Consider the following 24986-nt stretch of genomic DNA (forward strand, 5'->3'; position numbering starts at 1 on the left):
TTTAGAAATGAATAAAAGGTATATAGGACAAAATAGTTGCTAATAGCATAAGAAAAATATTATTAGCAACTATTTTTTTGGTTATAAAAACCTCTACACCAAAAGTTCTCGAAATCTCACTGCTTATTACGCATTACTGTACACCGTTTTACTATTCAACCAACGGTGAATAAGTTGGTTGGTGAGTTCTGGTTTTGCAGCAATAATCTGTTTTGCATAATTTTGCACTAGTGGGATTATTTTTCGATCTCTCATCAGATTAGCCACTTTGAATTCCGCCATTCCTGTCTGTTTTGTACCTAGAATCTCGCCAGTACCACGAATTTCAAGATCTTTCTCTGCAATCACAAACCCATCTTGGCTATCTCGCATTACTTGTAAACGCTTACTGGAAATCTTGCCTAATGGGGCTTTATACATTAGTACGCAGTGAGACGCTGTTGCACCACGTCCGACTCGTCCACGCAGTTGGTGCAACTGTGCTAAACCTAATCTTTCGGAATTTTCAATAATCATCAAACTGGCATTTGGTACATCAACCCCGACTTCAATCACTGTTGTCGCAACCAATAAATCAATATTTGCTTGTTTAAATTCCGCCATAATTGCTTGTTTTTCTTGTGGTTTCATTCTACCGTGAACCAAACCAATGCGTAAATCGGGCAAGGCTCTTTGTAAATCTTCTGCCATTGCTTCTGCGGCTTGAGCTTCGAGTACTTCTGATTCATCAATCAAAGTACAAACCCAATAAGCCTGCCGATGCTCATTTTTACAGGCTTGATATACTCGGCGAACAATTTCATCACGACGTTCTTCTGAGATAGCAACTGTCGTAATCGGTGTTCTACCTGGTGGTAATTCATCAATAATAGAAGTGTCTAAATCAGCATAAACTGTCATTGCTAATGTGCGGGGGATTGGCGTTGCCGTCATAATCAGCTGATGTGGATAAACATCGCCTTTAGCACCCTTTTCTCGTAATGTCAGCCGTTGATGCACGCCAAATCGGTGTTGTTCATCAATAATTACTAATGCCAAGTTATGAAATTCAACTTGCTCTTGGAAAAGAGCGTGAGTTCCAATGATCATCTGCACATTACCATTTTTGATTGCTTCAAGTTGTGCGGTACGTGCTTTTCCCTTTACTTTTCCTGCTAACCAGCCCACTTCAATGCCAAAAGGTTGTAGCCAATTTGCAAAATTAGTAGCGTGTTGCTCCGCTAAAATTTCAGTAGGTGCCATTAACGCAACTTGTTTACCATTATCAATGGCTAATAATGCCGCTAATGCAGCCACAAGGGTCTTTCCCGAACCAACATCGCCTTGCACTAACCGCATCATTGGGAACGATTTGGACAAATCTTGCTCAATTTCGAGAGTTACTCGTTGTTGTGCCTTGGTTGGTTGAAAAGGAAGGCTAGCTAAAAAACGTTGTTTTAAATCACTTTGATAACCTAATGATTCCGCATAATGTTGTTGCACGCCAATTCTAATCTGCTGCATTGCTAAATTGTGTGCCAGTAGCTCTTCAAAAATAAGTCTTTTTTGTGCGGAATGTTCGCCTTTTTCCAATAATTCGACAGAAACATCAGGGGTTGGGCGATGTAAAAATTTTAAAGCGTCCTTTAAACTATATGGATACGGATTGAATTGATCATGCAATAATTCTTCAACCTGGATTTTATCCAACAACGCCAAAGCTTGATCGGTTAATTTTCTGAGTGATGCCTGCTTTAATCCTTCAGTGGTTGAGTAAATAGGTGTAAGCCTTTCTGCCAATACAAGCGGTTGGTTTCCCCGAATAATTTGATATTCAGGGTGATGAATCTCCGCCATATAACGCCCACGTCTAACTTCACCAAAGGCTTTTACTCTTGTTCCAGCCACAAGGCTATTTTTCATCCCAGCATTAAAATTAAAAAATTTTAAGGTAATTTTACTGGTGCCGTCAGATAACGTTGTAGAAAGAATAGGGCGTTTACCAAATTGCACTTCTGTTAGCTGAACAATGCCTTCAATAGTGGCATAAGATTCTGGGCGTAGATCAATAATCGGCGTGATCCTTGTACGATCTTCATAACGCATCGGCAAATGGAAAAGCAGATCTTGCACATTATTGATCCCAATTCTACTTAGCTTTTCGGATATTGCAGATCCCACACCCGAAAGCGCAGTTAAAGGAACACCATCTAATAATTGCTGGCTCATTTGTAAAATTCCTGAAGAAATAGACCGCTTGATTGTATAAAACTACAAAGGGTGTCGCAATCATCAATGATTGCTAACACCCTGAGTTTATTAAATATTTAAACAATATTTGCAAAAAATTAAACAGATCTTACCGCTTTCACCACACCGACAAGATAAGAAAGTTTATGCAAAATTGCATCTAGGTGTGTTTTATCTTTTACACTAATCAACATTTTCACTTGGTAAACACCGCCTGCTCTTGCTTCACTCTGAATGCTAAGAATATTGCTTTTCATTTTAGCAACAGCGGTGGTAATGTCCGCCAGTACACCCTGTTGATTTAAAATATCAATCCAAATTTCCGCGTCAAACTCAACCGATTTTTCTTTAGCAATTTCCCAACTGACTGGCATATAGTGACGCTGATCTTGTGCATAATCTTGGACATTTCGACAACCGATATGATGAATACTTAGCCCTTTTCCTGAGCTAATATAAGCAATAATCTCATCACCAGGCACAGGTAAACAGCATTTTGCAAAGCTAATGAGGCTACTATCAACCCCTTGAATTGCTAATGGCTGATTATTTTCAGGATTACCGTCCGTATCAATTTCTAATCTTTGCCCTGATAAACGTTGTGCCACTACACCACTAATTTGATTACCCAAGCCGATTTCTGCAAGGAGATCATCAAAACTGGCTAATTTCAATTCATCAAGCAGATTTTGCTTCACAAGCGGGTCGATTTGCTCAAAGTTTTGCGAATTGAGCGAAAGCAATAATTGTCGTTTACCTAAAGACACAGCCGAATCACGTTGCTGTCGTTTTAAAGTACTACGAATACAAGAGCGTGCTTTGGCTGTTACCACAAAGTTCAGCCATAGGGCATTTAATCGTATTGTCTCAGCGGTTTGAATTTCAATGGTTTGCCCTGATTGTAATGGTTGAGAAAGTGGATATGGATTGTGATCAACGACCGCACCAATACAGCGATCCCCAATATCCGTATGTAACGCATAGGCAAAATCCACCGCTGTCGCATTTGCAGGAAGTTGAACAATTCGGCCTTTAGGGGTAAACACATAAATATCACTAGAGAACAGATCTGATTTGACATTCTCAATAAACTCGGCTGAATTTCCTGCACTTTGCTGCATCTCAACGATACTTTTTAGCCATTGTTGTGTCCGAACTTGCACACTAGTACTGACGTGATCTTGATAGCCCCAGTGAGCCGCAACGCCGAGTCGAGCCATTTGATCCATCTCTTCAGTACGAATTAACACATCAACAGGCACGCCTCTAGGCCCAATCATAGACGTATGCAGAGATTGATAACCATTGGTTTTCGGTACAGCAATATAATCTTTAACTTGGAAAGGGAGAGGCTTATATAGTGAGTGCATCTGCCCAAGTACTCGATAGCAGTTATCGACACTTTCAACTACAACACGAAATGAATAAATATCTAAAATAGAATTAAAATGTTGGGTTTTTTCACGAATTTTTTGATAAAGATAATAAAGTGGGCGCTCTTTACCATACACTCGACATTTCATTCCTACTTCATCTAAGCGAGCTTTGATTTCAGCAGAAATGCGTAAAATCATCTCTTGCAAATTCCCTCTTGCCGTTTCGACTGAGCGTTTAATCACTTCATAACGGTAAGGATACATTGCCTTAAAGCAAAGATCTTCTAGCTCATTTTTCAGTGATTCCATTCCCAAACGATGAGCCAATGGTGTATAAATTTCAAGGGTTTCTTTCGCAATTCGCAAACGCTTATCAGGGCGTAATGCACCTAATGTCCGCATATTGTGCGTACGGTCGGATAACTTAATTAATACCACCCGCACATCTTTGGTCATTGCCAAAATCATTTTACGGAAATTTTCGACCTGTGCTTCTTGGCGAGTACGAAACTTCAACTTATCAAGCTTAGAAACACCCTGTACGATTTCCGCTACACTTGCCCCAAATTCTTCGGCAAGTTGCTCTTCCGTATAGGGTGTATCTTCGATCACATCGTGCAACAACGCTGCCATCACTGCTTCGTGATCGAGTTTCATTTCAGCAATAATACAGGCTACTGCAACAGGGTGAGTAATGTAAGGTTCGCCACTTGAGCGGAACTGACCTTCGTGAGCATCTCGTGCCACTACAAAGGCACGTTTTACTCGCTCGATTTGCTCTGCGGGCAGATAACCTTGAATAATGGAACTGAGAGGTTCAAAAAGATCCACGTTGCACCTTCCTTGAATAGAATTTAGATACAAAAATGGACAATTCAATTGCAAACTAAGTGATAAATCTCACCGCTTACATTAAATTGTCCATTCGAAATTATGAATTTGCTTGGACATCCGCAAGGAAAGAAATTGCTTCTCTTTCAACCACTTCTTGATGAAGTGCATCAATTTTTTCTTGCTGATCCATAATTTGGTTATTGATTAAACCTTCTTCGATCTCACGCAATGCAATTACTGTTGGTTTATCGCCTTCTTCCGCCACGAGAGCTTCACGCGTATGTAGCTGTAATTGTCTTGCTCGGCGAGCTGCAGTTAAAATTAAATCAAAGCGGTTTCCAATTTTATCTACTGCATCTTGAACGGTTACACGAGCCATTTTTTACTCCAAATTTTGCAAAATTTTTAACTTATAAAAGGGTAAGGATTATACAGGTATTCAGTTGTAGTGACAATACACTCCCATTAAGATTATGCAAAATACTCAGGGGGTAGTGTAACCGTATATAGTAAATTAACTCCAAAACAAATAAACTATGATTGGCTATCTAGAACGCTTTACTTTCCTGTTTGAAATGGTAGATTGTTCTCTTTTTTATGAGGTAATGTAATGAGAGAATTTTTTTTAGAGCAGGTTGATTCAACAAATCGTTCTCTTATTTCGTTGCCTGAGATCATTCAGCGTATTGATAAACTCGATCAATTTCGAATCAAAAGGGCATTGAATAATTCAAATGATGCTTTTCAGCGTGTATTTACTTTTGTACCGCTTTTACTCCACTATAATCACCCTTCACTTCCATCTTATACAGAGGATGCTCCTTGTGGCATTTACCAATTTGAGCCAAATGAACTTCAATCTGCTTATTTAGCAGGTATTCCATTAAACAGCATTGAACAGTTTGATTTTGATGGTTTATATGCGATGGGAAGTTTAGGCTCAATTACCCAAACGACTTTATCTGATTTGGATTTCTGGCTCTGCTATTCAAAGCCATTTTCAGAAGAACAGCGTTATTATTTAGAAAAAAAGTTACATAAAATCGAGCTATGGGCCAAAGAACAAGGTGTTGATCTCAATTTCTACCTAATGAACCCAGAAGAGTTTCGTTCTCATAAATATGATAGCGAAGTAACCGCAGAACATTGCGGTTCAGCACAGCATTACTTTTTATTAGATGAATTTTATCGCTCTGCTATTCGTTTAGGTGGGAAACGTGTCTTGTGGTTACATTTATCTGATGAATGTGAAGATTACCAAACAACAGTAGCTAATGCCGTCAGTAATAATTTGATTCGTTTAGATGAATGGCTTGATTTCGGTGATTTCTCTGAATTACCGTTAGGTGAATATTTTGGGGCGAGTTTATGGCAACTTTATAAAGGTATTGATTATCCTTATAAATCTGCAATTAAAATTTTACTACTTGAGAGTTATTCCGAAACTTATCCTGAAACATTTCTGATCTCTAAAAAATTTAAAGCGTTATTACATTCAAATAAAGCGGTGAATTACCATTTCGACCCGTATGTTGCAATGCTTGAGCAAGTTACAGATTACTTAACTAAACGCCAAGAATTTACTCGTCTGGAATGTTTACGCTACTGTTTTTATATTAAATCGAGTGAAGGGCAGTTTGATAGTTGGAAAAAGCAAGAGCTCAATGCCTTGGCTAGAACGTGGGGATGGAGTGAGGCAGAATTTCATCTATTGGAAATGAAATCTCATTGGAAAGTTAAGCAAGCAATGCGTCATCAACAGATGCTAGTCGAACAATTTTTGCAGAGTTATCGACATTTAATCAATTTTGCTCGCAAATTCCAGATAGATCCAAGTATTATGCCACAAGATACTGATTTGCTAATGCGTAAGCTCTATTCTGTATTTGAAGTCTTACCAGGTAAAATTACGCTTATCAATGAAAAGATTGCAAGTAATTTATCTGAAAATGAAGTTACTTTTGTTGAAGTAGCAGAGCACTCTTCTGCGAAAGCTGGTTGGTATATGATAAACCATGCGCCACTTAGTGCCTATGACTCAACTAAGCGTTATGTACAGTATCATAAGAGTCTAACTAAACTGGTCGCTTGGGCATATTTTAATGGTATTGTAACCGCTAATACCCAACTGCATTTAGCTAGTCAAACCATTAGCCTAGCTAAATTACGTCAGTTTATTGCGGACTTGCGTCTTTCTTTTCCTGCGAAACCCCCGATTGTTAAAGAGAGTGATCTTTATCACCCAAATGAAATTCGTAACTTGATTGTCGCAGTCAATCTTACTAAAGATCCAACTCGTGAAATGAGTAACCGCCCTGAGCTTTCCCAACTTAGTCTATTTAATCTAGGATCATCAGAAGAAGGGATCATCGGCAGTATTAGTATTATTTATCGCAATATGTGGAATGAAATCATCACCCAGCATATTGAAGGACACGATTCTATCTTAAAAGCCCTTAAACTGATTTCAAATAAAATTTACCGTAATTCAGCACCTCCGCAATCAGTAAATGTATTTTGTTACAGTACTCAACTGCGTAATGAATTGCAGAAATTTGTGATGAGTCTAGTAAATCGTTGTATTACCGTGCAGACAGGGGGGATTTATAGTAAACAGGCAGATACATTTAATCTAGCTGGTAAAAAATGGCAACTAGTCTTTGGTAAACAGGTTGAATTAAAAGAGCTGATTACAGAAACTGAACAATCTATTACAGTTGAATCACCGAAAGCATTCACCGTACCCAAAGAGATTTATAGTTTCGCGAGTGAAGGTTTTTTGCAATTCTTCTTTGAAGATTTGCCGACTGGGGAATTTAATGTTTACGTATTGGATAAGAAAAACAAAGTAGAAATTTACCCCGAATGCCTTGGTGAAAAAGAAGACAAAATCAAGCAAATTAGCCGTTTATATGCAGAAGATGAATCCTCACAAAATAGTCATTATTTGGAGAGCTTTAATTACCCGCAGTTCTATCAGTTACTTCAACAAAGGGAGGGCTTGATTATTGTTCCTTTTCAAAGTAAACAGCACCGCGATTATCTCGAAAAAAGAAAATCTAGTGATATCTAATATTGGTTAGATTGTATAGTTTTTACGGTGCTGATTTAACCGCTTATTGTTTCATTTGATGTACGACTTTCATAAAGCCATCGGCCGAAGCGTAAACTTCTTCTTTTCCCTGAGCTTTTAAAATCATATCAGAAAGTTCTCTAAAGGCTGAATCCCCACCTTTACGAGTTAAAACAAGATCGGCTTGTTGCTTGATATAATCAAATGCATCACCAACAGCGACAGACAATCCACAAACTTCAAAGGCAGGAAGATCTAAGGTATCATCGCCTAGAAATGCAGTTTCTTCTGCATAAACCCCCGCTTGCTGCATTAATTCCAAGCAAGCCTGTTTTTTAGACATCTTACCTAATTGAAAAAGTGGAATGCCTAGATCCTTAATTCTTCTTCGCAAAATAGGCGTATCGCCACCTGAAAGTACTGCAACTTGAATGCCACAAGCAAGTAACATTTTAATGCCCAGCCCATCTTTGACATTAAAATATTTGAGAGCCTCACCATTTTCACTGTAATACAAACTGCCATCAGTTAAAACACCATCAACATCAGTAATGACTAATTTTATTTTTGTAAGCTGTTCCATAAGGTTTCCTTGATTTTAAACAGGGGGAGTTTTATTATCTCGTATTATAGCTTTTTGGAGGTATGAATGTCGATTTCTCAAAATTTAGCGACAATTTCTCAGCGAATTCAACAATTTACTCAACAAACACAACGGCCAGAAAATAGCGTAAAATTACTTGCAGTGAGTAAAACCAAGCCGATTTCTGCCATTGAGCAAGCGATTTGTGCAGGGCAGCGAGCATTTGGTGAAAACTATGTTCAAGAAGGAGTTGAAAAGGTGCAATATTTTGCTAATCAATCGGATTTGGAATGGCATTTCATCGGTGCATTGCAGTCAAATAAAACACGCCTAGTGGCAGAGCATTTTGATTGGGTACAGACGATAGATCGACTAAAAATAGCTCAACGTTTAAGTGAACAACGTCCTGTTGGCAAACCAGCCCTAAATGTATTACTACAAATTAACATTAGCGATGAAGCTTCAAAAGCGGGTATTGCTCCTACAGATATGCTAGCACTAGCTACCGAAATTAGCCAATTACCCAATTTAAAACTGCGTGGCTTAATGGCAATACCGAAACCTGAATCAGAGCCAGAACAACAGCGAATTGCTTTAGTACAAATGCAAATGCTATTTGAACAGCTGAAATGTCATTTTAAGGATATTGATACCTTATCAATGGGAATGTCAGATGATATGCAAGTTGCTATTGAATGCGGCTCTACAATGGTACGTATTGGTACTGCTATTTTTGGTGCGAGAAATTATTAGATAAGAGTAGCGAAGGAAATCGGAAATATAGAGAAATTTAGCTTTATATAATGAACGTGAGATTTTTAAGATGATATCTTATTAAGTAAAAATGGCTCATCTCCATTAAGATATGAGCCATTTTTAATGGATAAATGTTTTAATTACATTTCAGTCAGATCAAGGTTTTTTGTCTCTTTTGATGCAAATAGTGCCAAGAGAGTAATTAGTGCATTTATAGCTAAGTAAATACCAACACCTAAGATACCATATGCAGCATTGATCTTGATTGCAAAAGTTGCTGCAATGGTTGCACCTACAATAGAAGCAAAGTTATAAGCAAGTGATGCACCAGAATAACGCACTTCTGTTGGGAATAATTCTGGTAGTAAAGCAGCCATTGGACCGAATGTCATACCCATAAAACTCATACCGATCACAAGGAAAATAAATACGCTTACTGGTGTACCATTTGATAAGAAATATGGCATACACAAGCCGAAAATACCAATTCCAGCAGTGACATAAATTAACCATTTACGGCGACCAATTTTATCTGCAAAGATGCCCGAAATACTCACAAATGTCCCAAATACAATTGCACTCAATAGCAATAAACCTGTGAAAGTATTTGGCTCAATTCCTAACCCCATCGGGTGACCTGCTTCAGATAGTTTTACAGGTGTTCTTGAATATACTTGTGCGAAAGCGGTCATAATATAGAACAGTACATAGGTTGCAGTCATAATGAATGTACCTAGAATAAGTGGTTTCATATGATGCTTAAATACTGCACTTACTGGTGCTTTTTGTGTTTTACCTTTCTCTTCAGCTTCGCGGAAAACGTGGCTCTCGTGAAGTGTTAGGCGAACCCATAAGCCTACTGCAACTAATACAATAGATGAAATAAATGGAATACGCCAAGCCCATTCAACTAACGCTTCTTTACCAAAGGTATAACTTACTAGGAAGAATGCTCCGTTTGCTAAGAATAATCCAATTGGTGCACCTAATTGTGGGAATGTACCATACCAAGCACGTTTACCATCTGGAGCGTTTTCAGTTGCAACTAGTGCAGCACCACCCCATTCTCCACCTAAACCAATACCTTGTCCGATACGGCATAGGCATAGTAAGACAGTTGCCCAAATGCCAATACTTTCATAATTTGGTAAAAGACCGATAGTAACAGTTGATAAGCCCATTAGTAGTAATGAGGCAACTAATGTTCTTTTACGTCCGATTTTATCGCCAAAGTGTCCGAATAAAGCTGATCCTATTGGGCGAGCAAAGAACGCTAAAGCAAGCGTTGAAAGAGAGAAAAGTTCATCAGAAACAGGGTCGCCACTTTTGAAAAACTGAGTATTAAAAACTAATACCGCAGCGGCTGCGTAAATATAGTAATCAAAAAATTCAATTGCTGTACCAATCATTGAGGCGATAGCAACTTTCTTAGGATCGTTCCTTAAAGTATGTGTAGAAGTCATTTGTAATTCTCATATAGTAAAAATGAAGTGCGGATATTATTGTTTTTAAATAAAGAAAACAAGGCTATAAGGTTGCGCATTATATTTTTAACTTTATAAAAAACTGCTTTTATTGGTTTTTTTAGAAGATAAGTCTAATTTTATATATCTTTACATTTGCGCTATCTGTTTATGAAAAAAAAACGTGAGAAAATTTTTTCTTATCCTGACTTTTAATTTCTTGCATGCAATAGCCTATTGGAATAACGGACCCCAACAATAAATATCTTTGTTTTTTTATTTTGTGTTGGCAAAATGATCAGTGATTGATTGTTAACTGATCAATTGATTTAATTATAAATATAAGCTAACTATAGGAGATTAACAATGCTTAAACAATGTACTTTGGCTGCATTTATTATTGCTCTAGCGGGCTGTGGAAGCTCTTCTAATCCTAAAAATATGGAGAATAATACTGTAACGCCATCAACGCCATCAACGTCCCCATCTAATGTAGATGTGGTACCAGTGTATAGTGGGGGATATTTTTTTACTGGTGATGGTAAAAACGGTAATTTAAATTCTGCTTCCAACTTAGATTCTCTTGAAATTGACGGAAAAAAATTATCCTTAGTTCTTGGTAATGAAATTCATAAAGAGAAGAAATTAACTGATTCTACTTTTGGAGTTTATGCAGCTCGTGGTTTAGATGAGGATTATGCTATTTCTAGAGGAAAAATTACACCTGATAGCCAAATCCCGACAACGGGTAAATTTAATTATAAAGGTGATGCCTTCTATGGAAGTCAAAGACTAGGGGGGTGGGTTGACGGTAAATCATCTTTCTCTGTTGATTTTAACAATAAAACCGTAGATGGAAATATTACAGTAGCAAGCCATAATGTAAATATTCAATTACCAACTGCAACAATTTCAGGATCGTCATTCTATGGTGGTTCAGACAGAACTTCTTGGGTTCGTGGTAAATTTTATGGTGAAAATGCCAAGGAGTTAGGTGGTATCTATGAGGATGATGTTAATGGTTCTGCTGCGGTGTTTGGTGCAACTAAGCAATAAGCATTAACATACTTCATAACTATAATTAAGAAAAACGGTTTTTAGCGATCTGATATGAGAATTTAGATGCTAATTGCCGTTTTTTATTTGTGTATATTTTTTTATGATATTCTTGAAAAGAAATTGAGAGTTTTAGCGATTATGCTATGCTGACGAGCAGTTTTATCAATAACTCTTAAGGTAAATTCGTCTATGTGGCAGACGTTTCTTGCAGTATTTTGCGTATCTTTCTTAGCGTTGATTGTAATGCGACCTGTGGCAGAGAAAATAGGTTTGGTGGATAAACCAAACTTTCGTAAACGCCACCAAGGTGTTATCCCGTTAATTGGGGGGATCGCTTTATTTCTTGGGAATTTAACATTCTATTTATTGGAATGGCAACAGATGAAATTCCCAGAGCTTTATTTAACAGCGGTAACTATTTTGCTGATTATCGGTGTACTAGATGACCGCTTTGATATTAGCCCCTTTTTACGAGCAGGTATTCAAGCCTGTTTAGCAGGGGCAATGATTTATAGTGGATTATCCATTGCCAGTCTTGGACAGCTGATTGCACCTTTTAGCTTAGAGCTTGGTGCTGTTGGAGTGGTATTAACGGTATTTATCACTATTGCGATTATCAATGCGTTTAATATGATTGATGGTATTGATGGGCTGTTAGCGGGGCTTTCTTCGGTAAGTTTTGCAGGTATCGGTATTTTAATGTGGCTTGATGAGCAATACACTTTAGCTTATTGGTGTTTTGGCTTATTGTTAGTCCTTCTGCCTTATGCGATGTTTAATTTGAGTGTTTTTGGGGCGAAATGGAAGGTCTTTATGGGCGACTCGGGGAGTACCTTAATTGGCTTTACAATGATTTGGATTTTGCTCTTGAGTACACAAGGGCAAGGACACGCCATTAGCCCCATTACAGGTTTATGGTTAATTGCTGTGCCGTTAATTGATATGGTTGCCATTATTTTCCGCCGTTTACGAAAAGGCAAAAGCCCATTCCGTCCAGACCGCTTACACATTCATCACTTAATGATGCGAGCAGGATTAACATCTCGTCAAGCCTTGGCGGTAATTACATTCGGTGCAGCCCTTTGTACAACCTTTGGCGTATTAGGTGAAATTTACTACTGGAACCAGTGGGTAATGTTTATCTGCTTTATTGCCTTATTTTTCTTATATTCTTACTCTATCGTACACGCGTGGCGAATTACCCGTTTTGTTCGCCGTCATAAACGCCGATTACGCAGAAAACAGAGTAACTAAAATTTATATCGGAGCAAAAACAAAATGGAACTCGAATTAGAAACAAAAAAACAGCCCACTCGATTTAATCGACTGGGGCTATTTTCCCAAAGTTTATTTATCTTCATTTTATTGACGTTAATTGGGAGTGCTATTGGTTGGAAGTCGTCTGAATTTCAATCTGAGCAATGGCAGGCAGAAGTTAAATTAGAAGAACCTGTTGTGCAAGATTTGGGGAATTATTATGCTCTCGCAACCACCTATGATTTTTTACAAGGCAAGAGTGAGCGACACTTAACAAACAATGTCTATCAAGAATTTTTACTGAATTTATCTTCTCAAGATGTATTAACCGCTTTTTTAGCACAGCACGAGATTGTTAAAAAATACGCCTCTGATCATAAACAGCTTGTTGAAGCAGTATTGCCACATTTTATTGAAGGATTTGCATCTGTCTTGCCAAAATATAATGATAGCAGTAACGCTACTTTTACTTGGCAAAATGCAGAGCAAGCTAAGGTTTTACTAAATGATTACATTCAATTTGCAGGTGTAAAAGCACGAGAAAGCTTAAATGGCGAGTTGATTACCAAATGGAAAGTTTTATTTCAGCAGGTAAAATTTTCAGCAGAAAATCAACTTGGAGCAGTATTACAAGGTGATCAAATTGCTCAACAAGATTGGAATGGAAAATTAAGTCTAATGCGAGCTGTTCAGCCGTTAGATGATAAACTTGTCCCTTACCGAATTACCCAAAGTGTAACGGTTAAAAAGGCTCAAGCACAAAACCAAATATATTGGGGATTGTGTGGTGGTGTGATTGGCTTGTTGTTAGCCCTATTGTTTATCGGTTTTTCTCGTGTAGGACGCCAGTCTGCATAATGTTAAAACGTCATATTTTGGTTGTAATTGGCACACGACCAGAAGCCATCAAAATGGCACCGCTTGTTAAATTATTACAGCAAGACGGTGCTTTTTTCACGCAGGTTTGTGTTACAGGACAACACCGTCAGATGCTTGACTCTGTCTTGCGTTTATTTGACATAGTGCCTGATTTTGACCTTGATATTATGAAATCAGGGCAAGACCTAACCGACACTACCGTTGGAATTCTTACCGCACTAAAAGCCATTTTTAGCCAAGTTAAGCCCGATTTAGTACTTGTTCACGGCGATACGACCACTACCTTTGCGACATCATTAGCCTGCTATTATCAGCAAATTCCAGTGGGGCATATTGAAGCAGGCTTACGCACGAAAAATCTCTTTTCTCCTTATCCTGAAGAAGCGAACCGAGCTTTAACCAGTGTTCTGGCTCAATATCACTTTGCCCCAACGGAAACCGCAAAGCAAAATTTATGTCGAGAAGGTAAAAATGTCGAGCATATTTGGGTAACTGGCAATACGGTGATTGATGCCCTTTTTCTAGCATTGCAAAAAATTCAGCGAAACCCACCGCTTGTACAGCAACTTGCACAACAATATCACTTTTTAGATGAACATAAGAAACTCATTCTGGTTACAGGGCATCGCCGAGAAAGTTTTGGGCAAGGTTTTGAACAAATTTGTAACGCTTTAGCGGCGATTGCATGCCAACATTCCGATGTACAAATTGTTTACCCTGTTCATTTAAACCCAAATGTGAATGAACCTGTGAAGCAACGGCTCGCGGATATTCAGAACCTCTTTTTGCTCGAACCGCAAGATTACCTTTCATTTATCTATTTAATGGAAAAAGCCTATTTAGTGCTAACGGATTCTGGTGGCATTCAAGAAGAAGCACCAGCATTAAATAAACCCGTGTTGGTAATGCGAGAAATGACAGAACGCCCTGAAGCTATTGAAGCAGGCACAGCAAAATTAGTCGGCACAAATTCGGCTCAAATTATTGAGGCGGTTCATCAGCTACTGACGAATAAAGATGATTATGATGCAATGAGTCAAGCTAATAATCCTTATGGCGATGGGCGAGCTTGTGAGCGAATTGTTCAAATTTTGAAAGAATTGAAAGAGTAACATAATGGGAAATATTGAAACAGTCGCAGTAATTGGGCTAGGTTATATCGGCTTACCAACCGCAGTCGCTTTTGCACTAGTGGGTAAAAAGGTGATTGGGGTCGATATTAACCCTGAGATTGTGAACGCAATCAATCAAGGTATGCCACATATTCAAGAGCCACAATTAGCCGAAAGTTTGTCGCAAGCGGTCATTTCAGGGCAATTTTTTGCAACGGAAAAAATTCAGCCTGCAGATGCTTTCATTATTGCAGTACCTACGCCTTTTAAAGCCGAATATCAGCCTGATTTGAGCTATATTCAACAAGCTGTGCAAAGTATTGCACCTGTTTTAATGAAAGGAAATTTGGTTATTTTAGAATCCACATCACCTGTTGGGACGACGGAACAAATAGCACAGTGGTTGAAAACCGCGCGCCCAGATTTATCTTTTCCAACGGATAGGCAAGAACAGCCTGATATTGCGATTGCATATTGCCCAGAACGAGTGCTGCCTAGCCGAATTATGCAAGAACTGATTGAAAATGATCGTATTATTGGTGGGCTAGATACTTATTCTGCCAAACAAACGGTGGCTTTGTATCAATCTTTTGCAAAAGGGGAATGTATTGCAACAGAGGCACGAACCGCAGAAATGTGCAAATTGACCGAAAATAGTTTTCGTGATGTAAACATTGCCTTTGCCAATGAGCTATCAATGATTTGTGATGAGCTTGATATTAACCTGTGGGAGCTTACCCGTTTGGCAAATCGCCACCCACGAGTGAATATCTTACAAGCAGGAGCAGGTGTTGGGGGACATTGTATTGCGGTCGATCCTTGGTTTATCGTGGCACAAGCGCCAACGCAAGCAAGGTTGATCCGAATGGCTCGCCTTGTTAATGAGCAGAAACCAAATTGGGTCATTGAAAAAGTGAAAGCCACAGTGGCGGAGTGTGCAACAGCAAAAAATTGCAAGCCTAGTGAACTTACCATTGCTTGCTTTGGCTTAGCATTTAAAGCCGATGTAGATGATCTGAGACAAAGCCCTGCACTAAACATTACTCAAACGCTTGCGGATTGGCATCGTGGAAAAGTTTTGGTGGTTGAACCGCATATTCAGATTTTGCCAGAAAATCTTCAAAATAAAGCCGAGTTAGTTGATCACGCAATCGCATTACAGCAAGCGGATATTGTGGTTTTACTCGTAGATCATCAACCTTTTAAAACGCTTAAACCTACACAGACTTGGATTGTGGATTGTAAAGGAATTTGGCAATGAGAATAGAACGAAATCAATGGGAAAGTGATTTTTTCGGGCGTGAAATTTACCAAATTTATTTTGATGAGTTTATTCCCATAGCAGATATAAACATTCCCCATTTTCATCAAGTAACGAGTGGGGATATTTTATACCAAGCTAAAATCCCGAGTGGCGATCTCGCTAAAATAGATTTTCTACAAGCACAAGGTTTCCGCTTTGTACAAGGGGAGATAATCTTTCAATTAGATCTTGCAAAATATACGAAAGATCTCACCGCTTACCCAAATTGCCGATTGGCAACTGCACAAGATCTGCCAACGTTGAAATCGCTAGTGGCAACCGCTTTCCCAAATAGCCGATTTCGTCCCCCATACTTTACTCAAGCGGAAAATCAACGTTTTTACCAGCAGTGGATCGAAAATGCAGTGAAAGGGGCGTTTGACGATCTCTGCTTGATTGCCGAGCAAAACGGTGAATTACAAGGGGCTGTTAGCCTTCGATATAATGGTGAACAAGCTAAAATTGGTTTACTCGCGGTTTCTCCTAAACATCAGCAACAAGGCGTTGGCAAGCGGTTACTTCATTCAGCTATTTTGCAAGCAAAAGCCCAAAATGCCACGATGCTTGAAATCACAACACAATTAAATAACCCCCAAGCGATAGGACTATATCAAACGCTGGGGGCGAAAATTGTGGCGGTTAATTGTTGGTTTTACTATTTGTCTATTTATTAGACTGAAGGCTCTAATTTTGTAGCATAAAAATACGATTGGTCAAACAGAATAGGGTAAAATTTTTTCTACTGTCAATGGATTGACAGTACCGTTTTTTATTTGTAAATTTATTAATAGCCCCTTTGAGATAATTTTTAAGGCGAGAACTCGGTAAATTATCTTGTAGGGGTGTTTTTATTTCTGCAGGTGGTTTATCTTAATAGAAGGAATCACACAATGTCTCATTCAAAATCAGCATATTCCATTGATATCCCTAAAGAAAAGCTTCCTAGTGATATAATTTACTGGGGGCTTAGTCACATCTATATGGATACGATTTCAGCAGTGATTGCTGAAAAACAGCTATTTCAAACCGTAGATAGCTTTTTTGCCTTTGTGCGTAATCAACGGCTTTATGTTGTACGAGAATCTGAGGATCAATGTCTTAGTCTATTTTTGTTAGATATTGATTTACAAAGCGAAACATTGGTGGATGATTTATTTGAAATAGCTCATCGCATTTGTGATAAATACGAGAAACTCTATTTACGATCCCCTTTTTTTGACTATTTTTTCATTAGATTGGAACTTGGTACACACCGCATCAACGTACAATGTCTTGCGAAAGAAACGCTCGATGTTTTGGACTTTTTATTGAAATTGTGCCGATTTTTTTCTCGGCAAAAATATCCTAATATCATCTGAAAAATACCATCTTTTTTGTTATTTTTGCTATATATCGTATGTAGTTTGTGGTGAGTGACTTTTATAAAGTAACAGACTATGAACAAAGAACAACGTACGCTTATTTTAAAGCAACTAGGACTAGCGATTAAACTGGAACGCGTCCGTAATCGATTATCACAAGAAGAGCTTGCTGAAAAAGCTAATTTGCACCGTACCTATATTGGTATGGTGGAGCGTGCCGAACGCAACATTTCTGTGATTAACTTGGTTCAAATAGCACAGGCATTGAATGTGAGCTTGGATCAGTTGGTTTACGGAGAAAAAGTAAAGCCTAGCGGAAGCTAGGCTTTGGTAGTAAGAAAAGTTATTTTTTGAAATAGTTCCAGAGTGCTTGATTATTCATTTCTGAATTTAATGCTTTTGTAAATTTATTGGGTAAGACATAAGCCTGCTTAGTACTATCAAAGTGTGCAATAACCTTACCAGTTCTTTTCCCTACAAATTTTCGATAATAAGACTGGTTATAGTGTTCCCAGCCTTTAGGGGCTTCATCTGGACCAAATTCTTTTGCCTGATATTTTGTTAGATTATAACTAAATTCGACTGGATAAAACTCAGAATTTTCGGATAGGTCAGTCCTAATTTTATATTGGCAATTCAAATCTATTGTACTTGCCATAGAGGAAAAATTAATACAACCTTTTAGCATTTTAGGCTTATTTCCTACTAGGTATAACCATTCTGTTGAACTTTCGAAGCCGTGATTCGCTTCGTTTTGGGTTTTTAGCTCAACACCAAGCTTTTCCTTGCCAAGAGATACCACCTCTCCGATATACGATTGACTTGGATAATCAGTATTTTCCACCTCGTAAATATTTGAGAATGTTTTTTTCCAATCATTTTCTGATTTTTTGAACTCATAGAGATGAACTTTCTTTTCAGCTATATTATCTTCACTTAGAGCGATAATTCGTACTTTGCCCTCTTGTGTGGCAATTTCTTTTATACTTGGGGTAATTGTAACCGTGTATTCGTTATCTAAATAAAACCAGTATTTCTCTGTTTTATCATACTTTGCCTTAGGAAATTGCTTCTTAATTACAGACTCAACAAATTTCTTGCTTTCAGTAGAAAGATTATCAGCACAGGCATACCCAGAAATCAAAAAAATAATAGTAGTAAGTGAAATCAGTTTTTTCATATTTTACTCCATCAATAGTTAGTAAGGGGATTTAGGACAGCGGTAGTAAGTTTTACCATTAATTTGAATCGTATTTTTATTTAGTAATTTCACTGAAATATCGCGATAGGTTTCGGGTTCGGCCTCTTCAATGATGTCTTTAGCTTTTGCGGTAAATTCTGTTGGCGAATACGAATAGTATCCAAGTATTTCATACATTTCAAAACCAACTAAAAATATAAGGTTTTCATTAGGTTTGATATCCCAAATAGCGTGTTTGGGACTATCTGTTGGTGGATAACAGTAAGCGGTACTTGGTTTTTTCTTATCTGTCCAAGTGCCTGCAAATTGTTCTGGAATTTGTGCTGTTGGAAGTGGATATAGTGATTGTAATACAGAGCAAGATGTTAGTAATAAACAGCTTGATAGTAGTAATGTTTTGAGTTTGAGAAATTTCATAAAGCGTAACCAATTAAAATATAAAGAAATAGATAGTAACGATTTTTGGAAAATTGGGCATCGGTGCGATGCCCTCGTTATAGTTATTGGCAAAGTTCAGAATCACGACAACCAATTAAGCTGACTTTTCCACTAGAACCTCTCGAATTGTTCATATCTTGTGTTGGGCTGTAAAATTGGTATTCAGCACCAGATTTCAAAATTGTACCTGTGATTTCCTCGGCATTTGGACCTTTTAACGCTAACAAATAGATATTGTTGCTCGCAAGATCTGTTTTGCCTTTAAAGCCAATCATTTTATTTGGATCTTTAAACTCATCGTTTTTGTCGGGTAAGCCTTTCTCAAAATTATGGAAACGAATATGGTCTAAAGATGCTTGTTGTAGTTTGATTGTATCTGCAGTATTTGCACTATCAAATGCAAGCCCTGTAATCTCACCTTGACCGATTTTTTCCCCAAAATCTACGGTGTAGTTGAATTTACCTGTTTGATCCAATGTGAATGCAACTCCTTTATAAGTAAAAATTTTACCTTCTTTACTTAGCTTTTCAATTGAATCAGACGATGGATTCATACCAAAAATACCTTCGCTGAAATAATCTTCGTCACCACTCCAAGCACTCGGAATGTTACTGATCCAACTTGTTGAATAGGGCAAATTGTATATGCGTTTGGTATAACGTCTATGCACAGAACCATCTTCTTTGTAGTAAACGGCTTTGTAATTAGCTAAACCAAGTTTTATATTTTCATCAACAAGATAGATATTATCGGTAAGTTCAGTTAGATTCTTGCCGTCAATATCAATACGAGTGACTTTGTTTGTACCGTTGTTTGTCAAACTACCGACTTTGAAATAACCGTATTTCAAATTGGCTACCGCATTTTTATATTCTTCGGGTACATAAGAAAGCGATCTTTTGCCATCACCATTTTGATAAAGTGTTGGCTTTGGTAATTGCGGTTCTTTTTGCTCAATTAACGCAGGTGGCTCAGTCACAGGTTTTTCCGCTTTCTTAGCCTCTCTTTCTTTATCAGAACTACCACAAGAGACAAGGCTGAAAGTTGTTAATAATGCAAGAGCGATCTTGGTTAGCTTCATAAAAACTCCTAGAGCGTAAGGTAATAAAATGTGATAGAAAATAAATGATACGAATAGTATGTAATTTTATCGCATAAAAAATCTGCATAGTCAATCAAGATTTGGATATACAACTCAAAATTATAGCGTTATCCAATCTACTAATGTTATTAGCCTTACTCAAAGAATTTCAGTCTTAATTCTGCGCTACATTAAATTATTGATTTCATTTTGCTGTTGTTCGCTTAGAATAGGCGAAATTTAGTCATATAAAAGGAATATCCGATTATCCCCTTCAACAAACCGCCCGTTGTTGGCACAGAAATTGAATATCTTCAGCAGGCTATCGCAAGTGGTAGGCTCTCGGGAGATGGACGTTTTACCCGTTTATGTGAGCAATGGCTTGAGCAGCGTTTTCAAGCAGAGCGTGTATTGCTTACGCCGTCTTGCACTGATGCCCTTGAGCTGTCAGCACTGTTATTGAATATTCAGCCTGACGATGAAGTCATTATGCCAAGTTATACTTTTGTTTCTACGGCAAATGCCTTTGCACTCAGGGGGGCAAAGATTGTCTTTGTAGATATTCGCCCTGATACGATGAATATTGATGAAAGCAAAATTGAGCAAGCGATTACAGCAAAAACGAAAGCAATTATTGTGGTGCATTATGCTGGCGTGGCTTGTGAAATGCAGCGAATTATGTCGATAGCAGAAAAACATCAGTTGTGGGTGGTGGAAGATGCAGCACAAGGCGTGATGGCGAGTTATCAAAATAAACCATTAGGCACAATTGGACATATCGGCTGTTATAGTTTTCACGAAACCAAAAATTATACAGCAGGTGGCGAAGGTGGTGCGATTGTTATCAATGATGCGAAACTAGTTGAACGTGCCGAGATTATTCGAGAAAAAGGCACAAATCGTAAGCAATTCTTTCAAAAGCAAGTGGATAAATATACTTGGCGAGAACTTGGCTCAAGTTTTTTAATGTCTGAATTACAAGCGGCTTATTTATATGCACAATTATTGTCGGCAGATCAAATCAACCAACGTCGTTTAGCATTGTGGCAACGTTATTACACTGCATTGACACCGTTGGCGGAACAAGGATTGGTAAAATTACCCCATATTCCGACCGCTTGTCAGCCAAATGGTCATCTCTTTTATCTCAAATTGGCAGATAAGCAACAACGTTCAGCTTTGATTGAACATTTGAACAAAAAGGGGATATTAGCAGTCTTTCATTATGTGCCTTTACATTCAAGCCCAGCAGGGCAACAGTGGGGTACTTTTGTTGGTGAAGATTGCTATACCACGCAAGAGAGCGAAAAACTCCTTCGCTTGCCACTCTTTTTTAACTTAACCGATAATGAAATTACTCAAGTGATTGATGCGGTGTTAGATTTTTTTATGAACCCAAATGAGTAACCTATTGCATATTTTAGGGGCGGATATTCCCCATCATAACCATAGTTTATTACGCTTTTTCAATGATGATTTATGGCTAAAATTAGCCGAAAAGAGTGAGCAAAACCAAACGCACTCTTTTTATGTGGTAAGCCAAGAAGATCTTACGACTCAATATCCCAATTTGCCGATTAATGTTTTCCCAAACAAAAAAGCATTAACCCAAGCGGTATTGGCATTTGTGAAATCGCAAGCAGATACTTATTTTTTATTACACGGGCAATTTAACTGGGGAATATGGTTTGCAATTTTATGGGGGAAACTCCCCGCTTATCGTTGCATTTGGCACGTTTGGGGAGCGGATTTATATCAACAATCAACGGATTGGCGGTTTAAACTGCTTTATCCCTTACGTCGCCTAGCACAGCAAAAAATCGGGCGAGTTTGGGCGACAAAAGGGGATTTAGATTATGCTCATCGGCGACTTAACCGTAGCTCAGAACAAGATCGCTTAGTCTATTTCCCAACTAAAATGCCCCAAGTGGTGCCATCATCAACAGAGAATAAAACAGAACAGCCATTGACGATTTTAGTCGGAAATTCGGGCGATCGTGCTAATCAGCATTGCCTTGCACTACAATATATTCAGCAAACATTTGGCGCAAAGGTACAAATTATTTTACCGATGGGGTATCCTGCCAACAATTACGCCTATATTGAACAGGTGCGACAACAGGCTTTAGCGTTATTCCCTGAAAAAAACATTACGCTTTTAACTGAAAAATTGGACTATCACGCGTATTTGGATTGGTTGAAAGATTGCGATATGGGCTGTTTCTTATTTGAACGGCAACAAGGGATAGGCACAATTTGCCTATTAACCGCAATGAATATTCCTGTGTTATTGCACCCTAATAATCCATTTAAATTAGATATGCAACAAGAGAACGTTCCTTTTATGGAAATGGGGCAATGTTCAGCAGAGCAAATCAAGGAAGTGGCAGGGCAGTTGGTAGCTTGTGATAAACAGCAAATTGCTTTTTTTCCACCAAATTATCAGCATTATTGGTTAGAAAATTTGCAAGAAATTGCTCGTCTTAGCCATTACAAGCGGTAAGATTGTGCTTGTTTTTTGCAAATATAGCTAAGTTGGCAGAAATGATGGAATATATGTTATTAACAGTTTTTTATGTGGTTGCCACAAGTGGTATATTCACTGTTATTTATAGAAGCTATGTGCAGCAAGGCTTTTCGTTTCATTTTCTTTTTAGTTTAATCTATGTTGTTACGTTTTTTGCAGGCTACCCGATTTCATTATTACTTAAAGTCTATTTTAATGCCGATATCGCACCTCCTGAACAATTTTTTATGGCGTTGCTTTGGACGAGCTTGGGGTATGGTATTTATTGGGGGAGTTACCACTACTGCTTTAATAGGCAATGTGTAAAAGGGAAGCATTCGGTTAAGGTTTCTGCATTTGCAAAAAAACAGGCTAATCTTACCGCTTATTTGTTGGCAACGGTTGCTGTGATAAGTCTTGGTTATTTTATTTATTTGAACGGGCTGCTGTTATTTCGTTTGGAAAAATATAGCCAAATATTTTCATCATTAGTAAGTGGCGTAGCGCTCAAACGCTTTTTCTATTTTTTATTGCCTGCCTTGCTGATTTTCTATTTTTTGAAACCAAATAAAATGCGTTGGTGGTTGTTATTATTTGGTGGCGTGAGTTTCGGTCTGCTCACTTATGTTGCTGTAGGCGGTACTCGAGCTAATATTGCCTTAGCTGTAATGCTATTTATATTGATTGGCTTGTATCAAGGCTACCTTAGATTATCTTCTCTATTTTTTACTGCCATCAGTGGTGTTGTGGTAATGTTTTTTCTTGCATTAATGCGTTATGGCTTAGATGTGAATGGTAAAGAAACATGGTTTACTTTTCTCTATTTAACACGTGATACTTTTTCGCCTTGGGAAAATTGGGCTCGAATATTATTCAGTGAGATTGAATATCAAGGTTTGATGCCAATTATTCGGGATTTTTATGTCTATATTCCCCAGAGTTTATGGCAAGAGCGCCCCGATATTGTGTGGAATAGTGCGAATTATTTCACCAAAGTGATATTGGGTAATCAATCAGGACTTGCGATTTCTCCTACGTTACTCGGCTCATTTTATATTATGGGGGGATACCCACTGATTATTATTGGTATGGTTGGCGTTGGGGGCATAATTAAATTATTTGATAGGTTATTTCAAACATTTCCATCTGCACTTATTCAAGCCTACTGCTTGGGGAATATCTTTAATTTAATTGTGCTAGTGCGTGAAGGGTTTGATGCTTTTGTTTCACGCTTTTGTTTTTTTAGTTTTATGTTTGGCATCGTAAGCGGGATAGCTTATATCTTCGTGAAAATAGGTATAAGGGATAAACATAGTGGATAAAGTGATCATTCGTGGTATTGAAATTTTAGTCGCATCAACACAAACCGCATTGGTGGAGTACCTATTCTCAAAAAATGAGATAAAAGTGGGGCGTTTGGTGGCGATAAATGCTGAAAAAATAGTATTAAGTGAAGAAAATAGGCAGTTACGCCAGTTGATCCAAGCTTCCGAATATAATTATGCTGATGGGATTAGCATAGTGAAATCTATCCATAAGAAATATCCGCAATATCGACATATTGAACGAATTGCAGGGGCTGATTTATGGCTGGCACTGATGCAAAAGTCTGCCGAAATGGCTGTACCTGTGTTTTTAATTGGCAGTGAAGCGGTAACTTTAGCTGAAACTTCTGCAAAATTGGGGACGATGGGTGTAAATATTGTTGGGCAGCAAGATGGCTATTTTTCATCTGCTCAGGAAAATGAGTTGATTGAGCGTGTTCAGCGAAGTGGTGCAAAGCTCATTACTGTGGCGTTAGGCTCACCTAAACAAGAGCTATTTATAAAGAAAATGCAAGATTGTTATCCAGATGCTCTATATATGGGGGTTGGAGGAAGTTATGATGTCTTTATTGGCAAAGTAAAACGAGCCCCCCTTATTTGGCAAAAAATGGGTTTGGAGTGGCTGTATCGGTTATTGCATCAACCAACTCGGTTAAAAAGACAAATAAGATTACTTAAATATGCTTATTATTATTTAGCGAATAAGTTATAAAATGGTCAATTTTGATAATTAGTAAACATTTTGAATAAATTAAAAGCATATAAAAAAATATTTTCAAAAAGTGCTAGACAATAAAGTTTGAAATCTCTATTATACGCCTCCGTTGCGGCGCACTACACTAAATAACGCGTTCGTAGCTCAGTTGGATAGAGCGTTGGCCTCCGGAGCCAAAGGTCGCAAGTTCGAATCTTGTCGAGCGCGCCAGGGTAAATGCAATATTCAAAACGATGGTGGCTATAGCTCAGTTGGTAGAGCCCTGGATTGTGATTCCAGTTGTCGTGGGTTCGAATCCCATTAGCCACCCCATTTAATATACGAAAGTATAATTGACGGCGAGTAGCGCAGCTTGGTAGCGCAACTGGTTTGGGACCAGTGGGTCGTAGGTTCAAATCCTATCTCGCCGACCACTTTTTGCTCTTTAACAACAT

Annotated in this window: 22 protein-coding genes and 3 tRNA genes; 17 read left to right on the plus strand and 8 right to left on the minus strand. The window is 38.2% G+C overall.

Annotated features, from left to right (window positions below; translation table 11 throughout):
- Window positions 1-126 precede the first annotated feature (126 nt).
- The 3 genes from recG to rpoZ all read right to left on the minus strand — a co-directional run bounded on the left by recG (window position 127) and on the right by rpoZ (window position 4818).
- Entirely contained in the window at window positions 127-2208 is a 2082-nt protein-coding gene (gene recG / locus A1D26_RS08280; protein ID WP_157403570.1) for an ATP-dependent DNA helicase RecG, read from the minus strand.
- A 119-nt stretch (window positions 2209-2327) separates the two neighbouring features.
- Window positions 2328-4436, minus strand: a complete 2109-nt coding sequence (gene spoT / locus A1D26_RS08285; protein ID WP_157403571.1) for a bifunctional GTP diphosphokinase/guanosine-3',5'-bis pyrophosphate 3'-pyrophosphohydrolase — start codon at window positions 4434-4436, stop codon at window positions 2328-2330.
- Between the two features lie 100 nt (window positions 4437-4536).
- Window positions 4537-4818 carry a DNA-directed RNA polymerase subunit omega gene (rpoZ, locus tag A1D26_RS08290; protein ID WP_157395339.1) on the minus strand — a complete coding sequence of 94 codons (282 nt, stop codon included), beginning with the start codon at window positions 4816-4818 and terminating at the stop codon, window positions 4537-4539.
- 231 nt (window positions 4819-5049) lie between these two features.
- Here rpoZ and A1D26_RS08295 point away from each other — a divergent pair, with 231 nt between their 5' ends.
- Window positions 5050-7512, plus strand: coding sequence for a class I adenylate cyclase (locus A1D26_RS08295; protein ID WP_157403572.1), 2463 nt, complete (start codon window positions 5050-5052; stop codon window positions 7510-7512).
- Between the two features lie 43 nt (window positions 7513-7555).
- Here the strand turns inward: A1D26_RS08295 and A1D26_RS08300 are convergent, their stop codons facing one another.
- Window positions 7556-8095: a KdsC family phosphatase gene (locus tag A1D26_RS08300; protein WP_157403573.1), complete on the minus strand. Its 540-nt coding sequence runs from the start codon at window positions 8093-8095 to the stop codon at window positions 7556-7558.
- Between the two features lie 66 nt (window positions 8096-8161).
- Here A1D26_RS08300 and A1D26_RS08305 point away from each other — a divergent pair, with 66 nt between their 5' ends.
- Complete coding sequence (locus A1D26_RS08305; protein WP_157403574.1) at window positions 8162-8848, plus strand: YggS family pyridoxal phosphate-dependent enzyme; 687 nt, start codon at window positions 8162-8164, stop codon at window positions 8846-8848.
- Between the two features lie 143 nt (window positions 8849-8991).
- Here A1D26_RS08305 and A1D26_RS08310 read toward each other — a convergent pair whose 3' ends face one another.
- Window positions 8992-10314, minus strand: a complete 1323-nt coding sequence (locus tag A1D26_RS08310) for an MFS transporter (RefSeq protein WP_157403575.1) — start codon at window positions 10312-10314, stop codon at window positions 8992-8994.
- Window positions 10315-10680: 366 nt separating this feature from the next.
- Here A1D26_RS08310 and A1D26_RS08315 point away from each other — a divergent pair, with 366 nt between their 5' ends.
- The 8 genes from A1D26_RS08315 (at window position 10681) to A1D26_RS08350 (ending at window position 17609) form a co-directional block, all read left to right on the plus strand.
- Window positions 10681-11370: a Slam-dependent surface lipoprotein gene (locus tag A1D26_RS08315; protein WP_157403576.1), complete on the plus strand. Its 690-nt coding sequence runs from the start codon at window positions 10681-10683 to the stop codon at window positions 11368-11370.
- A gap of 192 nt (window positions 11371-11562) precedes the next feature.
- Complete coding sequence (gene wecA / locus A1D26_RS08320; RefSeq protein WP_157403577.1) at window positions 11563-12627, plus strand: UDP-N-acetylglucosamine--undecaprenyl-phosphate N-acetylglucosaminephosphotransferase; 1065 nt, start codon at window positions 11563-11565, stop codon at window positions 12625-12627.
- Window positions 12628-12651: 24 nt separating this feature from the next.
- Window positions 12652-13488, plus strand: a complete 837-nt coding sequence (locus tag A1D26_RS08325; protein WP_157403578.1) for a hypothetical protein — start codon at window positions 12652-12654, stop codon at window positions 13486-13488.
- The gene (gene wecB, locus A1D26_RS08330; protein WP_157403579.1) at window positions 13488-14621 is read left to right on the plus strand and encodes a non-hydrolyzing UDP-N-acetylglucosamine 2-epimerase; all 1134 of its coding nucleotides are present in this window, start codon (window positions 13488-13490) and stop codon (window positions 14619-14621) included. Before A1D26_RS08325 ends, wecB begins: the two co-directional genes overlap by 1 nt.
- Before the next feature lie 4 nt (window positions 14622-14625).
- Window positions 14626-15882 carry a UDP-N-acetyl-D-mannosamine dehydrogenase gene (gene wecC / locus A1D26_RS08335; protein ID WP_157403580.1) on the plus strand — a complete coding sequence of 419 codons (1257 nt, stop codon included), beginning with the start codon at window positions 14626-14628 and terminating at the stop codon, window positions 15880-15882.
- A complete protein-coding gene (rffC, locus tag A1D26_RS08340; protein ID WP_157403581.1) occupies window positions 15879-16598 on the plus strand; it encodes a dTDP-4-amino-4,6-dideoxy-D-galactose acyltransferase in 720 nt (239 codons plus the stop codon). Before wecC ends, rffC begins: the two co-directional genes overlap by 4 nt.
- 216 nt (window positions 16599-16814) lie before the next feature.
- Complete coding sequence (locus A1D26_RS08345; RefSeq protein WP_157403582.1) at window positions 16815-17282, plus strand: hypothetical protein; 468 nt, start codon at window positions 16815-16817, stop codon at window positions 17280-17282.
- 78 nt (window positions 17283-17360) lie between these two features.
- Window positions 17361-17609, plus strand: coding sequence for a helix-turn-helix domain-containing protein (locus A1D26_RS08350; protein WP_157403583.1), 249 nt, complete (start codon window positions 17361-17363; stop codon window positions 17607-17609).
- A gap of 19 nt (window positions 17610-17628) precedes the next feature.
- Here A1D26_RS08350 and A1D26_RS08355 read toward each other — a convergent pair whose 3' ends face one another.
- The 3 genes from A1D26_RS08355 to A1D26_RS08365 all read right to left on the minus strand — a co-directional run bounded on the left by A1D26_RS08355 (window position 17629) and on the right by A1D26_RS08365 (window position 20006).
- Window positions 17629-18465 (minus strand): hypothetical protein, encoded by an 837-nt coding sequence (locus A1D26_RS08355; protein ID WP_157403584.1) that lies wholly within the window; start codon window positions 18463-18465, stop codon window positions 17629-17631.
- Window positions 18466-18483: 18 nt separating this feature from the next.
- Window positions 18484-18903 (minus strand): hypothetical protein, encoded by a 420-nt coding sequence (locus A1D26_RS08360; protein ID WP_157403585.1) that lies wholly within the window; start codon window positions 18901-18903, stop codon window positions 18484-18486.
- 83 nt (window positions 18904-18986) lie between these two features.
- On the minus strand, window positions 18987-20006 hold the full coding sequence (locus A1D26_RS08365; protein WP_157403586.1) for a factor H binding protein domain-containing protein: 1020 nt from the start codon (window positions 20004-20006) through the stop codon (window positions 18987-18989).
- A gap of 264 nt (window positions 20007-20270) precedes the next feature.
- Here A1D26_RS08365 and rffA point away from each other — a divergent pair, with 264 nt between their 5' ends.
- From rffA to A1D26_RS08400, 7 genes are all read left to right on the plus strand, one after another.
- Window positions 20271-21413 (plus strand): dTDP-4-amino-4,6-dideoxygalactose transaminase, encoded by a 1143-nt coding sequence (rffA, locus tag A1D26_RS08370; RefSeq protein ID WP_157403592.1) that lies wholly within the window; start codon window positions 20271-20273, stop codon window positions 21411-21413.
- Window positions 21406-22509, plus strand: coding sequence for a TDP-N-acetylfucosamine:lipid II N-acetylfucosaminyltransferase (locus A1D26_RS08375; RefSeq protein WP_157403587.1), 1104 nt, complete (start codon window positions 21406-21408; stop codon window positions 22507-22509). Before rffA ends, A1D26_RS08375 begins: the two co-directional genes overlap by 8 nt.
- A 44-nt stretch (window positions 22510-22553) precedes the next feature.
- Window positions 22554-23834: an ECA oligosaccharide polymerase gene (gene wzyE / locus A1D26_RS08380; RefSeq protein ID WP_157403593.1), complete on the plus strand. Its 1281-nt coding sequence runs from the start codon at window positions 22554-22556 to the stop codon at window positions 23832-23834.
- Entirely contained in the window at window positions 23824-24549 is a 726-nt protein-coding gene (wecG, locus tag A1D26_RS08385; protein WP_157403594.1) for a lipopolysaccharide N-acetylmannosaminouronosyltransferase, read from the plus strand. The genes wzyE and wecG overlap by 11 nt, the downstream gene beginning before the upstream one ends.
- A 136-nt stretch (window positions 24550-24685) precedes the next feature.
- Window positions 24686-24762 (plus strand) — tRNA-Arg (locus tag A1D26_RS08390).
- A gap of 26 nt (window positions 24763-24788) precedes the next feature.
- Window positions 24789-24864 (plus strand) — tRNA-His (locus A1D26_RS08395).
- A gap of 24 nt (window positions 24865-24888) precedes the next feature.
- A tRNA-Pro gene (locus A1D26_RS08400) sits at window positions 24889-24965 on the plus strand.
- Window positions 24966-24986 lie beyond the last annotated feature (21 nt).

Source organism: Ursidibacter maritimus (assembly GCF_009761395.1).
GTDB classification, from domain to species: Bacteria; Pseudomonadota; Gammaproteobacteria; order Enterobacterales; family Pasteurellaceae; genus Ursidibacter; species Ursidibacter maritimus.

Excerpts from the sequence above, each read along its gene's own strand:
- rffC (WP_157403581.1), top strand. The coding sequence starts at position 15,879 with ATGAGAATAGAACGAAATCAATGGGAAAGTGATTTTTTCGGGCGTGAA.
- A1D26_RS08325 (WP_157403578.1), top strand. The coding sequence starts at position 12,652 with ATGGAACTCGAATTAGAAACAAAAAAACAGCCCACTCGATTTAATCGA.
- A1D26_RS08300 (WP_157403573.1), bottom strand. The coding sequence starts at position 8,095 with ATGGAACAGCTTACAAAAATAAAATTAGTCATTACTGATGTTGATGGT.
- wzyE (WP_157403593.1), top strand. The coding sequence starts at position 22,554 with ATGGAATATATGTTATTAACAGTTTTTTATGTGGTTGCCACAAGTGGT.
- A1D26_RS08355 (WP_157403584.1), bottom strand. The coding sequence starts at position 18,465 with ATGAAAAAACTGATTTCACTTACTACTATTATTTTTTTGATTTCTGGG.
- rpoZ (WP_157395339.1), bottom strand. The coding sequence starts at position 4,818 with ATGGCTCGTGTAACCGTTCAAGATGCAGTAGATAAAATTGGAAACCGC.
- A1D26_RS08365 (WP_157403586.1), bottom strand. The coding sequence starts at position 20,006 with ATGAAGCTAACCAAGATCGCTCTTGCATTATTAACAACTTTCAGCCTT.
- A1D26_RS08310 (WP_157403575.1), bottom strand. The coding sequence starts at position 10,314 with ATGACTTCTACACATACTTTAAGGAACGATCCTAAGAAAGTTGCTATC.
- A1D26_RS08345 (WP_157403582.1), top strand. The coding sequence starts at position 16,815 with ATGTCTCATTCAAAATCAGCATATTCCATTGATATCCCTAAAGAAAAG.
- wecB (WP_157403579.1), top strand. The coding sequence starts at position 13,488 with ATGTTAAAACGTCATATTTTGGTTGTAATTGGCACACGACCAGAAGCC.
- wecC (WP_157403580.1), top strand. The coding sequence starts at position 14,626 with ATGGGAAATATTGAAACAGTCGCAGTAATTGGGCTAGGTTATATCGGC.
- A1D26_RS08295 (WP_157403572.1), top strand. The coding sequence starts at position 5,050 with ATGAGAGAATTTTTTTTAGAGCAGGTTGATTCAACAAATCGTTCTCTT.
- A1D26_RS08305 (WP_157403574.1), top strand. The coding sequence starts at position 8,162 with ATGTCGATTTCTCAAAATTTAGCGACAATTTCTCAGCGAATTCAACAA.
- A1D26_RS08350 (WP_157403583.1), top strand. The coding sequence starts at position 17,361 with ATGAACAAAGAACAACGTACGCTTATTTTAAAGCAACTAGGACTAGCG.
- recG (WP_157403570.1), bottom strand. The coding sequence starts at position 2,208 with ATGAGCCAGCAATTATTAGATGGTGTTCCTTTAACTGCGCTTTCGGGT.
- A1D26_RS08360 (WP_157403585.1), bottom strand. The coding sequence starts at position 18,903 with ATGAAATTTCTCAAACTCAAAACATTACTACTATCAAGCTGTTTATTA.
- A1D26_RS08375 (WP_157403587.1), top strand. The coding sequence starts at position 21,406 with ATGAGTAACCTATTGCATATTTTAGGGGCGGATATTCCCCATCATAAC.
- wecA (WP_157403577.1), top strand. The coding sequence starts at position 11,563 with ATGTGGCAGACGTTTCTTGCAGTATTTTGCGTATCTTTCTTAGCGTTG.
- A1D26_RS08315 (WP_157403576.1), top strand. The coding sequence starts at position 10,681 with ATGCTTAAACAATGTACTTTGGCTGCATTTATTATTGCTCTAGCGGGC.